We start from the raw sequence: 16,390 nt of genomic DNA, 5'->3' as shown, positions 1-16,390 counted from the left end.
ATCCCTAGAACGAGAAACCGGCGCGATTGCGGCGCAGGTCGGCTTCCACCATCATCTGGCACAATTGTTCCAGCGTGGTGGACGGTTCCCAGCCCAGTTCCTTGCGGGCCTTGGCCGGATCGCCGATCAGCAGTTCCACCTCGGCCGGGCGGTAGAATTTCGGATTGACGCGCACCAGCACCTTGCCGGTTTTCTTGCAGGTGCCGATTTCGTGATCGGCTGCGCCGCTCCATTCCAGCGCCACATCGATGGCCTTGAATGCCATGCTGACGAAGTCGCGCACGGTTTCGGTACGGTTGGTGGCCAGCACATAGGTATCGGCGTGGTCAGCCTGCAGGATGCGCCACATGCCTTCCACATATTCCTTGGCATAGCCCCAGTCGCGCTTGGCGTCGAGGTTGCCCAGTTCCAGCACATCGAGCTGGCCCAGATGGATCTTGGCTACCGAGTCGGTAATCTTGCGGGTCACAAACTCGCGGCCACGCAGCGGCGATTCATGGTTGAACAGGATGCCGGAGCTGCCGAATATGCCGTAGGACTCGCGGTAGTTCACCGTCATCCAGTGCGCATACAGCTTGGCTACGCCGTACGGGCTGCGCGGGTAGAACGGGGTATCTTCCTTCTGCGGCACGGCTTGCACCTTGCCGAACATCTCCGAAGTCGACGCCTGATAGAAGCGGATTGCCGGATTGACGATGCGGATAGCTTCGAGCAGATTGACGGGACCGATGCCGGTAATTTCTGCCGTCGTCACCGGCTGCTCGAAGGACACGCCGACAAAGCTCTGAGCCGCCAGATTGTAGATTTCGTCCGGTGCCGTGTTCTGCAGCAAACGGATGCTGGAGCCAAGATCGGTCAGATCATATTCCACCAGCGACAGATGCGGATGCGACTGGATGCCCAGCTCTTCGATACGCCAGAAATTGACGGAGCTGGTGCGGCGATACGTACCGTAGACCTGATAACCTTTTTCCAGCAGCAATTGGGCCAGATAAGCACCGTCCTGGCCGGTGATGCCCGTAATCAGGGCTGTTTTTCTTTTATCCATGGTGAATCAAATCCAAATCATCTGAGGCTGTATAGCCAGCTATTGTAACAGACCACTTCTGGCGCACTTCTCACCAAATATGTCATTACATTAGTTACAACTCGTTACCTTTGGTTCAAGAAAACCTTAACCAAAAGGCAAATAAGGCCGGTTCGTCACCGAACCGGCCTTATTATTTACTTCAGCGCAGCAACGCCGCCAGCATCAGACTTTGCGCTGGGCCACAGCATCCACCACGCACAGTGCCGTCATGTTGACGATACGGCGCACCGTGGCCGATGGGGTCAGGATGTGCACGGGCTTGGCGCAGCCGAGCAGGATAGGACCGACGGCAATACCGTTGCCCGCTGCCGTCTTCACCAGATTGTAGGCAATATTGGCAGCATCGATGTTAGGCATCACCAGCAGGTTGGCGTCACCTTTCAGTTCCGAGTGCGGCATGATGGCATTGCGCAGCTTGGAATCGAGCGCCGTATCGCCGTGCATTTCGCCGTCCACTTCCAGCGACGGATCGAGTTCCTTGACCAGTTGCAGCGCGGCGCGCATCTTCTGCGCCGATTCGCTGTTGGACGAACCGAAGTTGGAGTGCGACAGCAGCGCGGCGCGCGGCGACAGGCCGAAGCGGCGCATCTCGTCGGCCGCCATCACGGTAATCGCGGCCAGTTCCTTGGCATTCGGATTCTCGTTGACGTGGGTATCGACCAGGACCAGCTGACGCTCAGGCATGATCAGCACGTTCATGGCAGCATACACGCAGGCGCCTTCGCGCTTGCCCAGCACCTGATCGATGTAGTGCAGATGCAGCTGGGTAGTGCCGAAAGTGCCGCAGATCATGCCGTCGGCATCGCCCTTCTTGATCATCATGGAGCCGATCAGGGTGTGGCGGCGGCGCATTTCCAGCTTGGCGTATTCCTGCGTCACGCCCTTGCGCGAGGTCAGTTCGTAATAGGACTGCCAGTAGTCGCGATAGCGCTCGTCATGGTCAGGGTTGATCACGTCGTAATCGATGCCCTGCTTCAGCCGCAGGCCGAATTTGGCGATACGGGTTTCCAGCACGGCCGGACGGCCCACCAGTATCGGACGGGCCAGCTTCTCGTCGACCACCACCTGCACGGCGCGCAGCACGCGCTCTTCTTCGCCTTCGGCGTAGACGATGCGCTTGAGATCGGCCGCAGTCTTCTTGGCCAGCTGGAACAGCGGCTTCATGAAGGTGCCGCTGCGGTAGACGAACTGCTGCAGGCTGTCGGCATAGGCTTGCAGGTCCTTGATAGGACGGGTCGCCACGCCCGAATCTTCCGCCGCCTTGGCCACGGCAGGCGCGATCTTGATCAGCAGGCGCGGATCGAAGGGCATCGGAATCAGGTATTCCGGGCCGAACGACAGATTGCTCACGCCATAGGTGGTGGCAACGATGTCGGACTGCTCGGCGTGCGCCAGTTCGGCAATCGCGTGTACGACGGCGATTTCCATTTCGCGCGTAATGGTGGTGGCGCCGCAATCGAGCGCACCACGGAAGATGTACGGGAAGCACAGCACGTTGTTGACCTGGTTCGGGTAGTCCGAACGGCCGGTGCAGATCACCGCGTCGTCGCGCACGGCGCGCACGTCTTCCGGCAGAATTTCCGGATTCGGATTAGCCAGCGCCAGTATCAGCGGCTTGGCAGCCATGGCACGGACCATGTCCTGCTTCAGTACGCCGCCGGCGGACAGACCGAGGAAGATGTCGGCATCGTGGATCACTTCGCCCAGGCTGCGCGCCGAAGTGTCGCGGGCGAAGCGCTCTTTATCCGGATCCATCAGCTCGGTACGGCCTTTGTAGACTACGCCGGCCAGATCGGTCACGAAGATGTTTTCCAGCGGGAAGCCCAGATCGACGATCAGGTCCAGACAGGCCAGCGCCGCAGCGCCCGCACCGGACACCACCAGTTTGCAGTTCTTGATATCTTTGCCGACGTACTGGATGCCGTTCAGAATGGCCGCGCCGACGATGATGGCGGTACCGTGCTGGTCATCGTGGAAGACGGGAATCTTCATGCGCTCGCGCAGCTGGCGTTCGATGTAGAAGCACTCGGGCGCCTTGATGTCTTCCAGATTCACGCCGCCGAAAGTCGGTTCCAGCGAAGCAATGATGTCGACCAGCTTGTCGGGATCGGATTCGCTGATTTCGATGTCGAATACGTCGATGCCGGCAAACTTCTTGAACAGTACGCCCTTGCCTTCCATCACAGGCTTGGCTGCCAGCGGGCCGATATTGCCCAGACCCAGCACGGCAGTACCGTTGGTGATCACTGCCACCAGATTGCCGCGTGCCGTGTATTTATAGGAATTGGCCGGATCAACCACGATCTCTTCGCAGGGCGCAGCGACGCCCGGCGAATAGGCCAGCGCCAGATCGCGCTGATTGGTCAGTTGCTTGGTGGGCGTGACGCTGATCTTGCCCGGCGTCGGAATCTCGTGATACTCGAGCGCGGCCAGACGCAATTGCTGACGGAGCTCTTCTTTTTTCTCGGAGGACGAATCCATGCTGTGCTGCCTTCCTGTTTGTACTGTCGGAAAGCCATTGATTCTAACAGACCAATTCTTTCAATTAAGTAGGTATTTTCACCAACAGCTATGACGGTTATCAGCATTATTGATATGTGGAACACAGCAAGACCGAATTTTTGACGCTTTTAGCGGCATTAATCCTAAGTTCGCTTCAACATATGCACTTTTCGGAAATGATCGCAATTTCATATCGACCGATGAAATTTAATAGAAATTTGCAATACCAGCGACAGGTTAGCGCTACCTAGTGCTAAGGGGTATCAGCACGGGCGTACAATATGCCATGCTCTCCGAATTCGACCTTATCCAGCAATACTTCCAGCGCCCCCGTCACCCCCAGCGAGCCACCCTAGGCATCGGTGACGATTGCGCCCTGCTCACCCCCGCGGCCGGCATGCAGACGGCGATTTCGTCCGACATGCTGGTGGAAGGCCGCCATTTCTTTGCGGGCGAAGACCCCTACCGGCTCGGCCACAAGAGTCTGGCCGTGAATCTGTCCGATCTGGCTGCCATGGGTGCCCGTCCCGTCGGCTTTACGCTGGCCCTGGCCCTGCCTGCAGCCGAGCGCGACTGGCTGGACGGCTTTTCCCGCGGCCTGTTCGCGCTGGCCGATGCCTTCAACATCGAACTGATAGGCGGCGACACTACCAAGGGCCCGCTCAATATCTGCATCACCGTGTTTGGCGAAGTGGCGCCGGGACAGGCGCTGCGCCGCAGTGCGGCACAGGCCGGCGACGATATCTGGATCAGCGGCACGCTGGGCGATGCCCGTCTGGCACTGGCCGGCTACCGCAAGGAAGTGGCGCTCGATGCCGCCAGCCTGCAGGCCGCTGCCGTGCGCATGCATCTGCCCGTACCAAGGGTGGAACTGGGCCTGCTGCTGGCACAGCAGGGCATAGCCCGCGCCGCCATCGATATATCCGATGGTCTGGTGGGCGATCTGGGTCACATCCTCAAGCAGTCCGGTGTGGGCGCCACGCTGAACGTCGATGCGCTGCCGGCCGGTGCCGTGCTGGCCACCCGCGACGCGGCGCTGCGCCGCGCCTATACGGCTGCGGGCGGCGATGATTATGAAATCTGCTTTACCGCGCCCGTCAGCGCGCGCAGTGCCATCCTCGCTGCAGCGGCCAGCGTAGCCACGCCGGTCACCCATGTGGGCACCATCGAAGCAGCCAGCGGCCTGCGCCTGACCGATGCCAGCGGCGCGGCGCTCTCGCTGCAGTTGCAGGGCTTCGATCACTTCACGTCGTAAGCGGCAAAGGCGGGCCGAGATGGCCCGGCTCGGCGCTTGCCACGGTGGCCGCCAGCCCGCGCCCCGAATGGACCAGCGTGGCCATATCGGCCGCCGTTAAAGGCTGGCTGAACAGGAAGCCCTGTATCTCGTCGCAATCGCTGTGGCGCAGATAGTCGAGCTGGTCGTCCGTTTCCACCCCTTCCGCGATCACCCGCAGCTTGAGGCTGTGCGCCATATTGATGATGGCGCGGGCGATCGCTGCGTCATTGGGATTGGTGGTGATATCGCGCACGAAGGCAATATCGATTTTCAGCTTGTCGATGGGGAAACGCTGCAGATAGGCCAGAGAAGAATAGCCGGTGCCGAAATCGTCGATGGCCACCTTCAGGCCCATTTCCTTGAGCTGGGCCAGCACGCCGATGGTGCGTTCGGAATTCGACATCAGCGCCGTTTCCGTCAGTTCCAGTTCCAGCAGTTCGGGCGGCACGCCATAGCGCTGCAACGCCGTCTGCACAATCTGCGCCAGATCGCATTCGACAAACTGGCGGCTGGCGACATTGACCGCCACCCGCACCGGTCCCACGCCGTTGCGCAGCCACTGGCCGATCTGGCGGCAGGCAGCGTCGATAATCCACGCGCCCACGCGCACGATCAGCCCCGTATCTTCCAGCACGGAGACGAATTCGGCCGGATAGACCAGACCGTAATCGGGCCGCTGCCAGCGCAGCAGCGCCTCGGCCCCCGCCAGTGCCCCCGTATCGAGCTGCACCTTGGGCTGGTAGTACAGCAGCAGCTGCTCCTGCTCCAGTGCACGGCGCAGAGCCAGCTCCAGATCCAGCCGCGCGGCCACCTGGGCATTCATGCCCGCCGTGTAAAAGCGGAAGCCGTCGCGGCCCGACTGGCGCGCCCGCTCCATGGCAATGTCGGCGAACTGCACCAGCGCTTGCGCATCGGTCGCGTCGTCCGGATACATGGCGATGCCGATACTGGCGCTCAGCTCGGCACGGTGGCCCTCCAGTTCGAACGGCCGGCGCAGGGCCGCGCGCACATCGTGCACCGTCTGCACAGGATCTAGCTGTTCGCGTGGCGCGCTGAGGATGAGGGCAAACTCGTCGCCGCCCATGCGCCCCACCGTATCGCGCAGGCGCACGCACTGCATCAGGCGGTTGGCAAACTGGCGCAGCAGTTCATCGCCATGCAACGAACCCAGCGTATCGTTGACGCTCTTGAAGCGGTCCAGCGCAATAAACATCACCACGATGCACTGGTCCTGCTCCGGCGCCAGCGCCACCGCGCTTTCCAGCGTACGGAAGAACAGCGTGCGGTTGGGTAGGCCCGTCAGGCTGTCGTAGTGCGCCATGCGCTGTAACTGCTCGGCGGCCAGCCGGCGTTCGCTGATGTCGCGCGCCACGCCCAGCAGCACGTCGGGCTGATCGGGACGCTGCATCAGCTGCCAGCTCAGTTCCACCGGCACGGCCACCAGATCGCTGCGCATCAGTTCCAGTTCCTGCAACATGGGCGGCGCCCCTTCGATGGCCAGCTGCCCCATCATGGCGCGCAGCGCGGCTGGTGTGCCCAGCCCCAGCCGGCTGGCAGACTGGCCCAGCAGTTCGTCGCAACGGTAGTCCAGCATGCGGCAGGCGCCATCGTTCACATCGACCAGTTCGGCACTGGCCGCATCGAGCAGGAAAATGGCGTCGGCAGTCGCATCCATGGCGCTGCGGAAGCGCTGCAATTCCGCCGTGCGCTCGCGCACGGTCTGTTCCAGCCCGGCGTTGTAACGTCTTACTTCGCGGTGCAGCAGGCGCACTTCCAGCAGGTTGCGGATGCGGGTCAGCACTTCCAAGGGATCGAAAGGCTTGCTAAGGAAATCGCGCGCGCCCATCTCCAGCGCCCGTATCTTGTGGTCGGGCTGGGCCGTGACCACCAGCACCGGCAGCCAGGCATCGGCTTCCAGCGGCTTCAGCGCCGCCATCACGTCGAAACCGCTCATGTCCGGCATCTGCATGTCGAGGATGATCAGGTCGTAGCGCTGGGCTGCATGCCAGCCGGCCACCACGCGCGGATCGGTGGTGGCACTGACGGCCTGATAGCCGCTCGATTGCAGCAGGTATTGCAGCAATTCCACGTTCACCGGCTGATCGTCAACGATCAGGATACGGGCGTGATAGATATCGTTCTGGCTGATCATGGCACCTCCAAGTTGGCGTACCGGTTCACCGCTGCGTGGCTGCGAGTTTAATTGGCAATATTATCACCTTGATCAATCCGTGTCGCACGCCAATCGCAGATGTTGAAAATAAATGTTGCGCTTCAGGCAAACGGCAGGTGCATCACTGGCAAGCGGCGTAAAGGCCATGTTACAGTGATCCTAAACACCGCGCGAAGGAGACCGCCATGCACCCGAATAATTGCGAACTCATCCTAGACCTTGCCACCCAGGTGGGACAGGCCCTGCAGGCACGTGGCCTGCTGCTGGCCACGGCGGAATCCTGTACCGGCGGCGGCGTGGCCCAGGCCATCACGGAAATTGCCGGTTCCACCGCCTGGTTCGACTGCGGCTTCATCACCTACTCCAACGCGTCGAAGACGGAAATGCTCGATGTGTCCGCCGCCCTGATTGCCCAGCTGGGCAGCGTGTCGGAAGAAGTGGCGGCGGCCATGGCCACGGGCGCACTGGGCAATAGCAATGCCCATGTGGCCTTATCGACCACCGGCATCGCCGGCCCTACCGGCGCCGTGCCGGGCAAGCCTGTCGGCACCATCTGCTTCGGCTGGGCGCGCGGCGATCAGGTGCACACGGAACGGCTGGTGTTTACCGGCGACCGCCAGTCCGTGCGTACCCAGACCGTGATCCACGCGCTACAGGGTTTGCTGCGCTTCATTGCCTAAACGACAAAGTAACACCATCCCGCGCGTGCTGGCGGTTGCCAGCGCGCGTCAAAACCACTACTCTCGTTGCATTCGGGCGCGTCCTTGCGCGGGTTTCCAAATGAATCAGGAGTAATTTCGATGCAAAACACGGTACATTTCATCCTTCAGGGCAAAGGCGGCATCGGCAAAACGCTGGTGTCCACCATCCTTGCACAATGGGTTGCCAGCAAAGATGAAACGCCTTTACGCTGCTATGACACGGACCAGGAAAACGCCACCTTCTCGCGCTACAAGGCGATGAACGTCAAGCATGTGCCGGTGATGACGGACAGCCGCACCATAGACCCGAAACGCTTCGATGCGCTGATGATCGACATCCTCGAAGAAGAAGGCAACTGCGTGATCGACAACGGCGCCAACACCTTCTCGCCGCTGATGGGCTACCTGATCGAAAACGACTGCTTCTCCCTGCTGGAAGAATCGGGCCGCAAGGTCTACATCCACACCATCGTCGGCGGCGGCGACACCCTGCACGACACGGCCATGGGCTTTGTCTCCACCGCCAAATCGACCAAAGTACCGCTGGTGCTGTGGGAAAACGAACACTTCGGCCTGCTGCAATCGGCGGCCGGCAAACAGTTCACCGAATCGCAGACCTATGCCGACAATTCCTCGCGCGTCAAAGGCCGCGTGGTGCTGACGGCGCGCAATGCCGATACCTTCGGCGCCGATATCAAGAAAATGAATACGGCCCGCCTGACGGCGGAAGAAGTCAAGCAAAGCGACAAGTTCAACCTGATGGAGAAGCAGCGCATCAAAGTGGTGTTCCGCGACCTGTTCGAACAACTCGACAAAGTGGAGTGGTAAGCCACTATGGATCAGCACAAGCTGCGCACTCTGGTATTTGAAAAAACCGGCGTCAAGATCGATATCGATGATCCTGTGTTCGCGCTGGTGGCCCTCAACGAAGCCGTACTCGAAGACGCCGTGCAGCGCCACGTGGCGCTGATGGATAGTACGTCGCGCGAACTGGTGCGGCATGCCCGTGCCGCCGGTGGTCTGGCGGCCGACACGCCGGCGGCGCGGCGCAAGGGCGCGGTGCTCGATGCCACCAATGAAGCGCTGGAACAGGAGGCGGCCAATCCGGCCGCCACATCTGCCAGTGCCGCGCCCGCTGCTACTGCGGCGCCGGCCAACTCCGCAACGCCTGCCTTCGATGGGCGCGAAAAGCGCCTGCTGGCAGCGGCTGCCGGCGTCGCCGTGCTCAGTGCCCTGCTGGTACTGGCCGGACAGGCGCTGTTTTTCAAGCCGGTGGCGCCGCCCGCCCCCGTCGTGCAGCAGGCCAAAGAGCTCACGCCTGCACAGTTGCTGGCACTGGACCGTGCCGACAAGCTGGACAAGGCCATGCTCAAGCTCGATCCGAAAACCCGCGCCCAGTTGCAGGCAGAACTGACTAAATAGCCACTCCGCCGCCGCAAGACTCGGACATGGATGCAGCCCTCGCGGCTGCATCTTTTTTATGCTAACATATGAACACCTATTCAAATGTTAGTATTATGAGCTGCCATCACGACGTCACCGTTTGCGATCCTGCCATCGCCCAACTGGCCGACCTGTTCCATCTGCTCGGCGATCCTACCCGCCTGCGCATCGTGCTGGCCTGCCTGGAGGCGCCCGTTGCCGTCAGCAGTATCGCCAGCACGCTGGAACTGAGCAGTTCGCTAGTCAGCCACCATCTGCGCCTGCTGCGCGCTGCCCGCATCGTCAAATCCGAACGGCAGGGCAAGCAGGTATTCTATTCCGCCGCTGATGCCCATATCAGCGGTGTCCTCAACGATATGCTGGAACATATCGCCGAACCAGCAAACGGGAGCGAGGCATGAGCCATCACCACGATCACCAGCACGACCACGATCATGACCATGAACACAAACATGAGCATGATCACCAGCACGACAACAAATCCTCCCACGCCCACGGCAGCAAGTCCTGCAGCCACGGCCACAGCCATGGTCACGGCCATGACCACGGACACGGTCACCACCACCATCATGGCGATCCCAACACCATGGGCCGCGCTTTTGCCATCGCCATCGTGCTCAACACGGTATTTGTCGCGATCGAATTCGGCTACGGTTTCCTTGCCAACTCCACGGCACTGATGGCCGATGCCGGCCACAACCTGTCCGACGTGCTGGGCCTGATGCTGGCATGGGGTGCCGCCATCCTCGCCAAGCGCCTGCCGAACGGCCGCTACACCTACGGCCTGCGCAGCACTTCCATGCTGGCCGCCCTATTCAATGCCATGCTGCTGATGGCAGCCTGCGGCGGCATTGCATGGGAAGCCGTGCAGCAGCTGATCCACCCCGATCCGGTCGGTGGCCTGACGGTCTCGCTGGTGGCTGGCGTGGGCATCCTGATCAATGGCTTCTCGGCCTGGCTGTTCATGTCCGGCAGCAAAGACGACGTGAATATCCGCGGTGCCTACCTGCACATGGCAGCCGACGCTGCCATTTCGCTGGGCGTGCTGGTAGCCGGTGTAATCGTGATGTACACGGGCTGGAACTGGCTCGACCCTGTCGTCAGTATGCTGATCGTAGGCTTTATCGTGTACAGCACATGGTCGCTGCTGAAACAGTCGCTGCGCATGGTGCTGGCCGCCGTGCCCGACCATATCGAAGGCGAGGAAATCGCAGCCTTCCTCACAACTCAGCCGGGTGTGAGCGCCGTGCAGGACCTGCATATCTGGGCCATGAGCACCACGGAAACGGCGCTGACGGTACAGCTGATAACGCCGCAAGGCCATCCGGGCGACGCCGCGCTCGACGCTATCAGCCGCCAGCTGCGCGAGGAATATTCGATCCACCACAGCACGCTGCAAGTACGGCTAGGCGACGGCAGCGCAAGCTGCAGCCTGCAGACGCCGGCACACTAGCACGGCACTCCGCAAACGACAGCGGCCCCGGCGCAACAAACGCCGGGGCCGCTGTGTTTCTACCTTTGGCAGGCAGAAGCGTATGCCGCTTAGTCAGCCAGACCCGCGTACAGCGGCGTGCTCAGATAACGTTCGCCGAACGAGGGAATGATGGTGACGATGATTTTGTCGGCGTTTTCCGGACGGCGCGCCACCTGCACCGCAGCCCACAGCGCTGCACCGGCCGAGATCCCCACCAGCAAGCCTTCCTGACGGGCCGCCTGCTGTGCCGTTTCGAACGCATCCTCGTTGCGCACCGTCACCACTTCGTCATACACCTCGGTATTCAGCACGGCCGGTACGAAGCCCGCACCTATGCCCTGTATCGGGTGCGGTCCCTTGGTGCCCTGCGACAGCATGGGCGACGCCGCCGGTTCTACCGCCACGCAGCGGAAGCCGGACTTGCGCTGTTTCAGCACTTCGCCCACACCGGTAATGGTACCGCCCGTGCCCACACCGGCCACCAGTATGTCGACGCGGCCATCCGTGTCAGCCCAGATTTCTTCCGCCGTGGTGCGGCGGTGCACTTCCGGATTGGCCGGATTATTGAACTGCTGGGGTATCAGGTAACGGCTATCGCTGGCGGCCAGCTGTTCGGCCTTGGCGATAGCGCCCAGCATGCCCTCGCTGCCGGGCGTAAGCACCAGTTCGGCACCATAGGCACGCAGCAGCATGCGGCGTTCGCGGCTCATGGTTTCGGGCATCACCAGCGTGCAGCGGTAGCCGCGCGCAGCGCACACCATGGCCAGTGCAATGCCGGTGTTGCCGCTAGTCGGTTCCAGAATAATGGTGTCGGGACGGATCAGGCCAGCGGCTTCGGCCGCTTCTATCATGGCCAGACCGATGCGGTCTTTAACGCTATGGGCCGGATTGAAGAACTCCAGCTTGGCCAGTATCTGGGCTGTGCTGCCGGCGTTGAGACGGTTCAGGCGCACCAGCGGGGTACGGCCTATGAGTTCGGTAACGTTATTGGCAATTTTCATGGACAGCTCCAGAGTGAGGGGATGTCAGCCAGTCTACACTGAGTGCCCCCGCTCCGGTAGCGTCCTGCTTACTTCACATCGACCAGTTCGACGTCGAAGATCAGCGCCGAATTGGGCGGAATGTTACCGCCCGGTGCAGCGCGCGAGCCGTAAGCCAGCTCGGCGGGGATGATCAGCGTGCGCTTGCCGCCCACGCGCATACCCTGGATACCCTGATCCCAGCCCTTGATGACGCGGCCGGCGCCGAGGATGAAGTCGAGCGGCTCGCGGCCTACCGACGAATCGAACAGCTTGCCGTGCATCTGCTTGGCCAGCGGACGGTACAGCCAGCCCGAGTAGTGCATGTAGACGGTGCTGCCGGTGGTGGCTTCGCGGCCCATACCCACTTTGTTATCGATCACGATCAGCTGTTCGGCAGCCGGGCCGGGCGTAGCCGAGCCTACCACCATAGGCGGTGCTGGCACGTCGGCCGGGGTGGCCGGAGCGGCAGGCGTCTGCGCCTGGGCTAAGCTGGTGGCCAGTGCGCACAGCACGGCCGCAAAAATGGAACTACGCTGCATGGTATCGTCTCTCTCTCAGATCTAGTGTTAGCAGGGCGCGCACATGATAGCAAAACTGCCAGCATGAGCGCACTTTTTCAGGCGCTTGGCGCGCTGGTAGCGGCTGCCGCCTCGTCCGGTGCCGTCTGCTGCGCCAGATGGCGCAGGGCGTGACTGGCCGCCACCATGCCGAAGGTGGCGGTCACCACCATGGCCGAGCCGAAACCGGCGCAGTTCAGGCCCGTCACGCCGCCATCCTCGATGGCGCAGGCTTCGGCCTGCTCGGGCAGGCTGATGCGCTCCATGGAAAACACCGCATCGACATGGAATTTATGCTTTTCGCCACGCGGGTAGCCATATTTGTTGCGCAAGGTCTTGCGCACCATTTTCAGCAGGGGCTCCTGCTCGGTGCGCGCCAGATCGCGGATGGCGATTTCGGTCGGGTCGGTCTTGCCGCCGGCACTGCCGATAATCACCATGGGTATCTGCTGCTGGCGACACCACGCAATCATGGCAGCCTTGTCCTTGACACTGTCGGTGGCGTCGATCACATAGTCGTAGCGGCCCTGCCCCAGCATCTCCGGCACGTTTTCCACGGTGACGAATTCTTCGATCTGGTGCACCGTGCAGAACGGGTTGATCTCGCCGATACGTTCGGCCAGTGCGGTAATCTTGGCCTTGCCTATGGTGCTGCTAAGGGCCTGGATCTGGCGATTGATGTTCGATTCGGCAACATTATCCAGATCAATTAAAGTCAGCTGGCCGATGGCGCTGCGGGCCAGCGCTTCCACCGCCCACGAGCCCACGCCGCCCGTGCCGACCACGCAGACATGGGCGCTACGGAAGCGCCCCAGTGCCGCCGCGCCATAGAGACGGGCAATGCCGCCGAAGCGGCGGTCGAAATCTATTTCCTCAAAGGAGGTAGGGTTATCAGCATTCATCCCGCCATTTTAACGGACGCCGCCGTAAAAAATATTCTAGAATGATTTTCTCACCTAGTCAGAGCCGCCAGCCATGAACCACCATCTGTTCGATACCGCCCCCGATTTCAACCAGCCTATTGCCGTGCTCAAGCACTGCCACGACCGTATCCGCAAACAGCTGGAAACCCTGCAGAAGCTGCTGGGCCACCTGCCTGTGCACGGTGCCGACAGTGATGCGCGCAAGGCCGCACAGGCCGTGCAGAAGTATTTCAACCACGCCGCCGCCCTGCACCACGAGGACGAAGAAGAAAACCTGATGCCCATGCTGCAGGCTACGGCGCGCGATGCCGATGCCGTGCAACTGGAGCAGATCATTCCCGGCATACTGGCCGACCACCAGCAGATGGAACGGGAATGGCAGCAGCTGAATACTCAGCTGGAGCAGATCGCGCAAGGCCACTCAGCCGAGCTCGATAGCGCCGCCGTGCAGCGCTTCATCGACCGCTACACCAGCCACATGGCGGTGGAAGAAACCAATATTGCGCCCATGGCCAAGCGCTTGTTCAGCCACGAGCAGATGGAACAGCTGGGCAGCGCCATGCAGGCACGGCGCGGCATCAAACCCTCGCTGCCGCAAAGTCAGGTGCCGGAGCAGCATCAGGTGCCGGTCAGCAATACCGTGGCCAACGGCGTGGTGCTGGCCGATATCCGCCTCGACTATGGCCGCGCCAGCCTGACGGAAGACGACGTGCTGGCAGACCCGATTGCCCAGTTCGGCAAATGGTTCGAGGAAGCCATGCATGCCAAGGTCAATGAACCGAATGCCATGAGTCTGGCCACGGTGGATACGGAAGGCCGCCCCAGTTCGCGCATCGTGCTGATCAAGCAGTACGACCAGCGCGGTTTCACCTGGTACACCAACTACGACAGCCAGAAGGGCCAGCAATTGCGCGCCACCCCGCACGCTGCACTGCTATTCTTTTGGAGCGAACTGGAACGGCAGGTCCGCATCGAAGGCACGGTCACGAAAACCTCGCGCGAAGAAAGCGACAAGTATTTCTACAGCCGTCCCGTGAAAAGCCAGATCGGCGCCATCGCCTCGAAACAGAGCGAACCTATCGCCAATCGCGCACAGATGGAAGCGAACTACGACGCTGTGGCTGAGGCCAGCGGCGATCAGCCCGTGCGGCCGGAACACTGGGGCGGTTACCGTCTCGACCCCGTCCGCATCGAATTCTGGCAGGGTCGCCGTTCGCGCTTCCACGACCGTATCGTGTACTGCAAGCAAGCTGATGGCAGCTGGACCCGGGAACGTCTGCAGCCCTGAACGCAGCGTCCTGCCCAGACTAGACCATCGCTTGCGGTGGTCTTTTTTTGCATGGAGGTGCTGTATGGGGAACCGTCACACACTGGCGCTGGGCCGCTATTTCAGCGTGGGTAGCAGGCTGGCTGCACGGCTGGGCGCGTGGAGCAGCGCGATCCGCCAGCAGTTGGCGCTGCCGCTGCGCATAGAACTGTGGGATGGCCAGCGCATCGATTTCTCCGCCCAGCCGCCGCGCGTGACTATCCGCATTCCCAGCGTGGCGGCGGCCAGCTATCTGCTACGTCCATCGCTCGCCAGCCTCGGCAGCGCCTATGTGGAAGGCCGCATCGAAGTACAGGGCGCGGCGCGCGACATGATAGACATCGTCACGGCACTGGCACGCAACACCCTCAAGGCCGAGGGCCGCTACGCGCGCGTGGTGCGCAACTGGCGCCACAGCAAGCACGGCGATGCCGCTGCCATCCACTACCACTACGATGTATCGAACGAATTCTATGCCGCATTCCTCGATCCCGAACTGGTCTATTCCTGCGCCTACTTCGAGCAGGGCCACGAAGACCTTGCCAGCGCCCAGTTGCACAAGATCGACCACATCCTGCGCAAGATCGCCCTGCAGCCGCACCAGCGCCTGCTCGATATCGGCTGCGGCTGGGGCGCGCTGGTGATCCGCGCCGCACAGCGCTTGCAGGCACGCTGCGTCGGCGTCACGCTCTCGGAGCAGCAGTATGCGCTGGCGCGCCAGCGCGTGCGCGCGGCGGGGCTGGAACATCTGGTGGACATCCGCCTGCAGGACTACCGCGACGTGCAAGGCCAGTTCGACCGCATCACCAGCGTCGGCATGTTCGAGCATGTGGGCGTGCGCCACCTGCCCGAATATTTTGCAGGCCTAGCGCGCCTGCTGGCCGACGACGGCATCGTCATGAACCACGGCATCACCAGCAGCGATGCGGCGAATGGCCAGTCGCCCTACGGCGGCGGCGATTTCATCGAACAATACGTGTTCCCGCAGGGCGAACTGGCCCACATCGGCCATGTGCTGAACAGCATGCAGCAGGGCCAGCTGGAAGTGTTCGATGTGGAAAACCTGCGCCGCCACTACGCCCGTACCTGCGCCATCTGGAGCGACAATTTCGAAGCTGCGGCGGGCCGGCTGAAAGCGCTGGCCGGCGAAAAGCGCTACCGCATCTGGCAGGTGTATCTGGCCGGCGCCAGTTATGCGTTCGAGCAGGACTGGATCAGCCTGTACCAGATCGTGGCGCGCAAGGCCGGCCAGCCGGCCAGCACGCTGCCATGGTCACGCCGCTATATGTACCCGGCAGCGGCGCCTACTTGAGCCGCGCCGCGTACAGGCTGCGCAGCTTGGCCACCTTGGGCGCCACCACGAACGCGCAGTAGCTCTGCATGGGGTGCTGCTCGAAATAATGCTGGTGGTATTCCTCGGCACGGAAATACGGCTGCGGCGCCGACAGTTCGGTGACGATGGGCGCATCCCACACCCCGGCCATTTGCGCAATCACTTCGCGCGCCGTGGCCTCCTGTTCGGGCGACTGGTAGTAAATCACCGAACGGTACTGGGTGCCCACGTCGTTGCCCTGCCGGTTCAAGGTAGTGGGATCATGCAGCGTGAAAAAGATTTCCAGCAGGTCGCGGTAGCTGATCACGGCCGGATCGAAGCGCAAACGGACCACTTCCGCATGGCCGGTGCCACCGGTGCAGACCTGCTCGTAACTGGGGTTGGGCAAAGGACCGCCCGTATAGCCGGATTCCACCTCGGCCACACCGCGCAAACGTTCGAAGACAGCTTCCAGGCACCAGAAACATCCGCCGCCCAGAACCGCAATCTCTGTGTTGTTGGGGCTATTTTCCATCTTAACTCCTTGATTTGTATAGCTGGACCACGATACCGGCAAGTCAGGCCCGGCAGCCAGCGCACGGGCTTGCCCG

The 16,390-nt window shown here is 61.8% G+C and carries 15 protein-coding genes; 8 read left to right on the top strand and 7 right to left on the bottom strand.

The window, feature by feature from the left end; translation table 11 throughout:
• Positions 1 to 4 precede the first annotated feature (4 nt).
• The gene (gene gmd / locus GTP27_RS12840) at positions 5 to 1,048 is read right to left on the bottom strand and encodes a GDP-mannose 4,6-dehydratase (RefSeq protein ID WP_161039579.1); all 1,044 of its coding nucleotides are present in this window, start codon (positions 1,046 to 1,048) and stop codon (positions 5 to 7) included.
• 204 nt (positions 1,049 to 1,252) lie between these two features.
• Entirely contained in the window at positions 1,253 to 3,571 is a 2,319-nt protein-coding gene (locus GTP27_RS12835; protein ID WP_161039578.1) for an NADP-dependent malic enzyme, read from the bottom strand.
• A gap of 307 nt (positions 3,572 to 3,878) precedes the next feature.
• Between GTP27_RS12835 and thiL the strand changes: the two genes are divergently transcribed.
• On the top strand, positions 3,879 to 4,847 hold the full coding sequence (gene thiL, locus GTP27_RS12830) for a thiamine-phosphate kinase (protein ID WP_161039577.1): 969 nt from the start codon (positions 3,879 to 3,881) through the stop codon (positions 4,845 to 4,847).
• Here thiL and GTP27_RS12825 read toward each other — a convergent pair.
• Positions 4,837 to 7,020, bottom strand: a complete 2,184-nt coding sequence (locus tag GTP27_RS12825) for a putative bifunctional diguanylate cyclase/phosphodiesterase (protein ID WP_161039576.1) — start codon at positions 7,018 to 7,020, stop codon at positions 4,837 to 4,839. The genes thiL and GTP27_RS12825 overlap by 11 nt on opposite strands.
• Before the next feature lie 206 nt (positions 7,021 to 7,226).
• Here GTP27_RS12825 and GTP27_RS12820 point away from each other — a divergent pair, with 206 nt between their 5' ends.
• The 5 genes from GTP27_RS12820 (at position 7,227) to GTP27_RS12800 (ending at position 10,638) form a co-directional block, all read left to right on the top strand.
• A complete protein-coding gene (locus GTP27_RS12820; protein ID WP_161039575.1) occupies positions 7,227 to 7,721 on the top strand; it encodes a CinA family protein in 495 nt (164 codons plus the stop codon).
• A 120-nt stretch (positions 7,722 to 7,841) separates the two neighbouring features.
• Positions 7,842 to 8,570: a P-loop NTPase family protein gene (locus tag GTP27_RS12815; RefSeq protein WP_161039574.1), complete on the top strand. Its 729-nt coding sequence runs from the start codon at positions 7,842 to 7,844 to the stop codon at positions 8,568 to 8,570.
• A 6-nt stretch (positions 8,571 to 8,576) separates the two neighbouring features.
• Positions 8,577 to 9,164 (top strand): conjugal transfer transcriptional regulator TraM, encoded by a 588-nt coding sequence (gene traM, locus GTP27_RS12810; RefSeq protein ID WP_161039573.1) that lies wholly within the window; start codon positions 8,577 to 8,579, stop codon positions 9,162 to 9,164.
• A 95-nt stretch (positions 9,165 to 9,259) separates the two neighbouring features.
• The gene (locus GTP27_RS12805) at positions 9,260 to 9,586 is read left to right on the top strand and encodes an ArsR/SmtB family transcription factor (protein ID WP_161039572.1); all 327 of its coding nucleotides are present in this window, start codon (positions 9,260 to 9,262) and stop codon (positions 9,584 to 9,586) included.
• The gene (locus GTP27_RS12800) at positions 9,583 to 10,638 is read left to right on the top strand and encodes a cation diffusion facilitator family transporter (protein WP_161039571.1); all 1,056 of its coding nucleotides are present in this window, start codon (positions 9,583 to 9,585) and stop codon (positions 10,636 to 10,638) included. Before GTP27_RS12805 ends, GTP27_RS12800 begins: the two co-directional genes overlap by 4 nt.
• 89 nt (positions 10,639 to 10,727) lie before the next feature.
• Here the strand turns inward: GTP27_RS12800 and cysK are convergent, their stop codons facing one another.
• From cysK to GTP27_RS12785, 3 genes are all read right to left on the bottom strand, one after another.
• Positions 10,728 to 11,660, bottom strand: coding sequence for a cysteine synthase A (cysK, locus tag GTP27_RS12795; RefSeq protein ID WP_161039570.1), 933 nt, complete (start codon positions 11,658 to 11,660; stop codon positions 10,728 to 10,730).
• A gap of 68 nt (positions 11,661 to 11,728) precedes the next feature.
• Positions 11,729 to 12,220: an FKBP-type peptidyl-prolyl cis-trans isomerase gene (locus tag GTP27_RS12790; RefSeq protein ID WP_161039569.1), complete on the bottom strand. Its 492-nt coding sequence runs from the start codon at positions 12,218 to 12,220 to the stop codon at positions 11,729 to 11,731.
• A gap of 77 nt (positions 12,221 to 12,297) precedes the next feature.
• The gene (locus GTP27_RS12785; RefSeq protein WP_161039568.1) at positions 12,298 to 13,140 is read right to left on the bottom strand and encodes a tRNA threonylcarbamoyladenosine dehydratase; all 843 of its coding nucleotides are present in this window, start codon (positions 13,138 to 13,140) and stop codon (positions 12,298 to 12,300) included.
• Between the two features lie 73 nt (positions 13,141 to 13,213).
• Between GTP27_RS12785 and pdxH the strand changes: the two genes are divergently transcribed.
• Positions 13,214 to 14,449: a pyridoxamine 5'-phosphate oxidase gene (gene pdxH, locus GTP27_RS12780; protein WP_161039567.1), complete on the top strand. Its 1,236-nt coding sequence runs from the start codon at positions 13,214 to 13,216 to the stop codon at positions 14,447 to 14,449.
• A gap of 64 nt (positions 14,450 to 14,513) precedes the next feature.
• The gene (locus GTP27_RS12775; protein ID WP_161039566.1) at positions 14,514 to 15,779 is read left to right on the top strand and encodes a class I SAM-dependent methyltransferase; all 1,266 of its coding nucleotides are present in this window, start codon (positions 14,514 to 14,516) and stop codon (positions 15,777 to 15,779) included.
• Here the strand turns inward: GTP27_RS12775 and msrA are convergent.
• Positions 15,772 to 16,314: a peptide-methionine (S)-S-oxide reductase MsrA gene (msrA, locus tag GTP27_RS12770; RefSeq protein WP_161039565.1), complete on the bottom strand. Its 543-nt coding sequence runs from the start codon at positions 16,312 to 16,314 to the stop codon at positions 15,772 to 15,774. The two genes, GTP27_RS12775 and msrA, sit on opposite strands and share 8 nt — an antisense overlap.
• Positions 16,315 to 16,390 lie beyond the last annotated feature (76 nt).

The organism is Duganella qianjiadongensis (assembly GCF_009857915.1).
Classification (GTDB): Bacteria; Pseudomonadota; Gammaproteobacteria; order Burkholderiales; family Burkholderiaceae_D; genus Rugamonas; species Rugamonas qianjiadongensis.
This window is presented reverse-complemented; position numbering and strand designations above follow the sequence as displayed.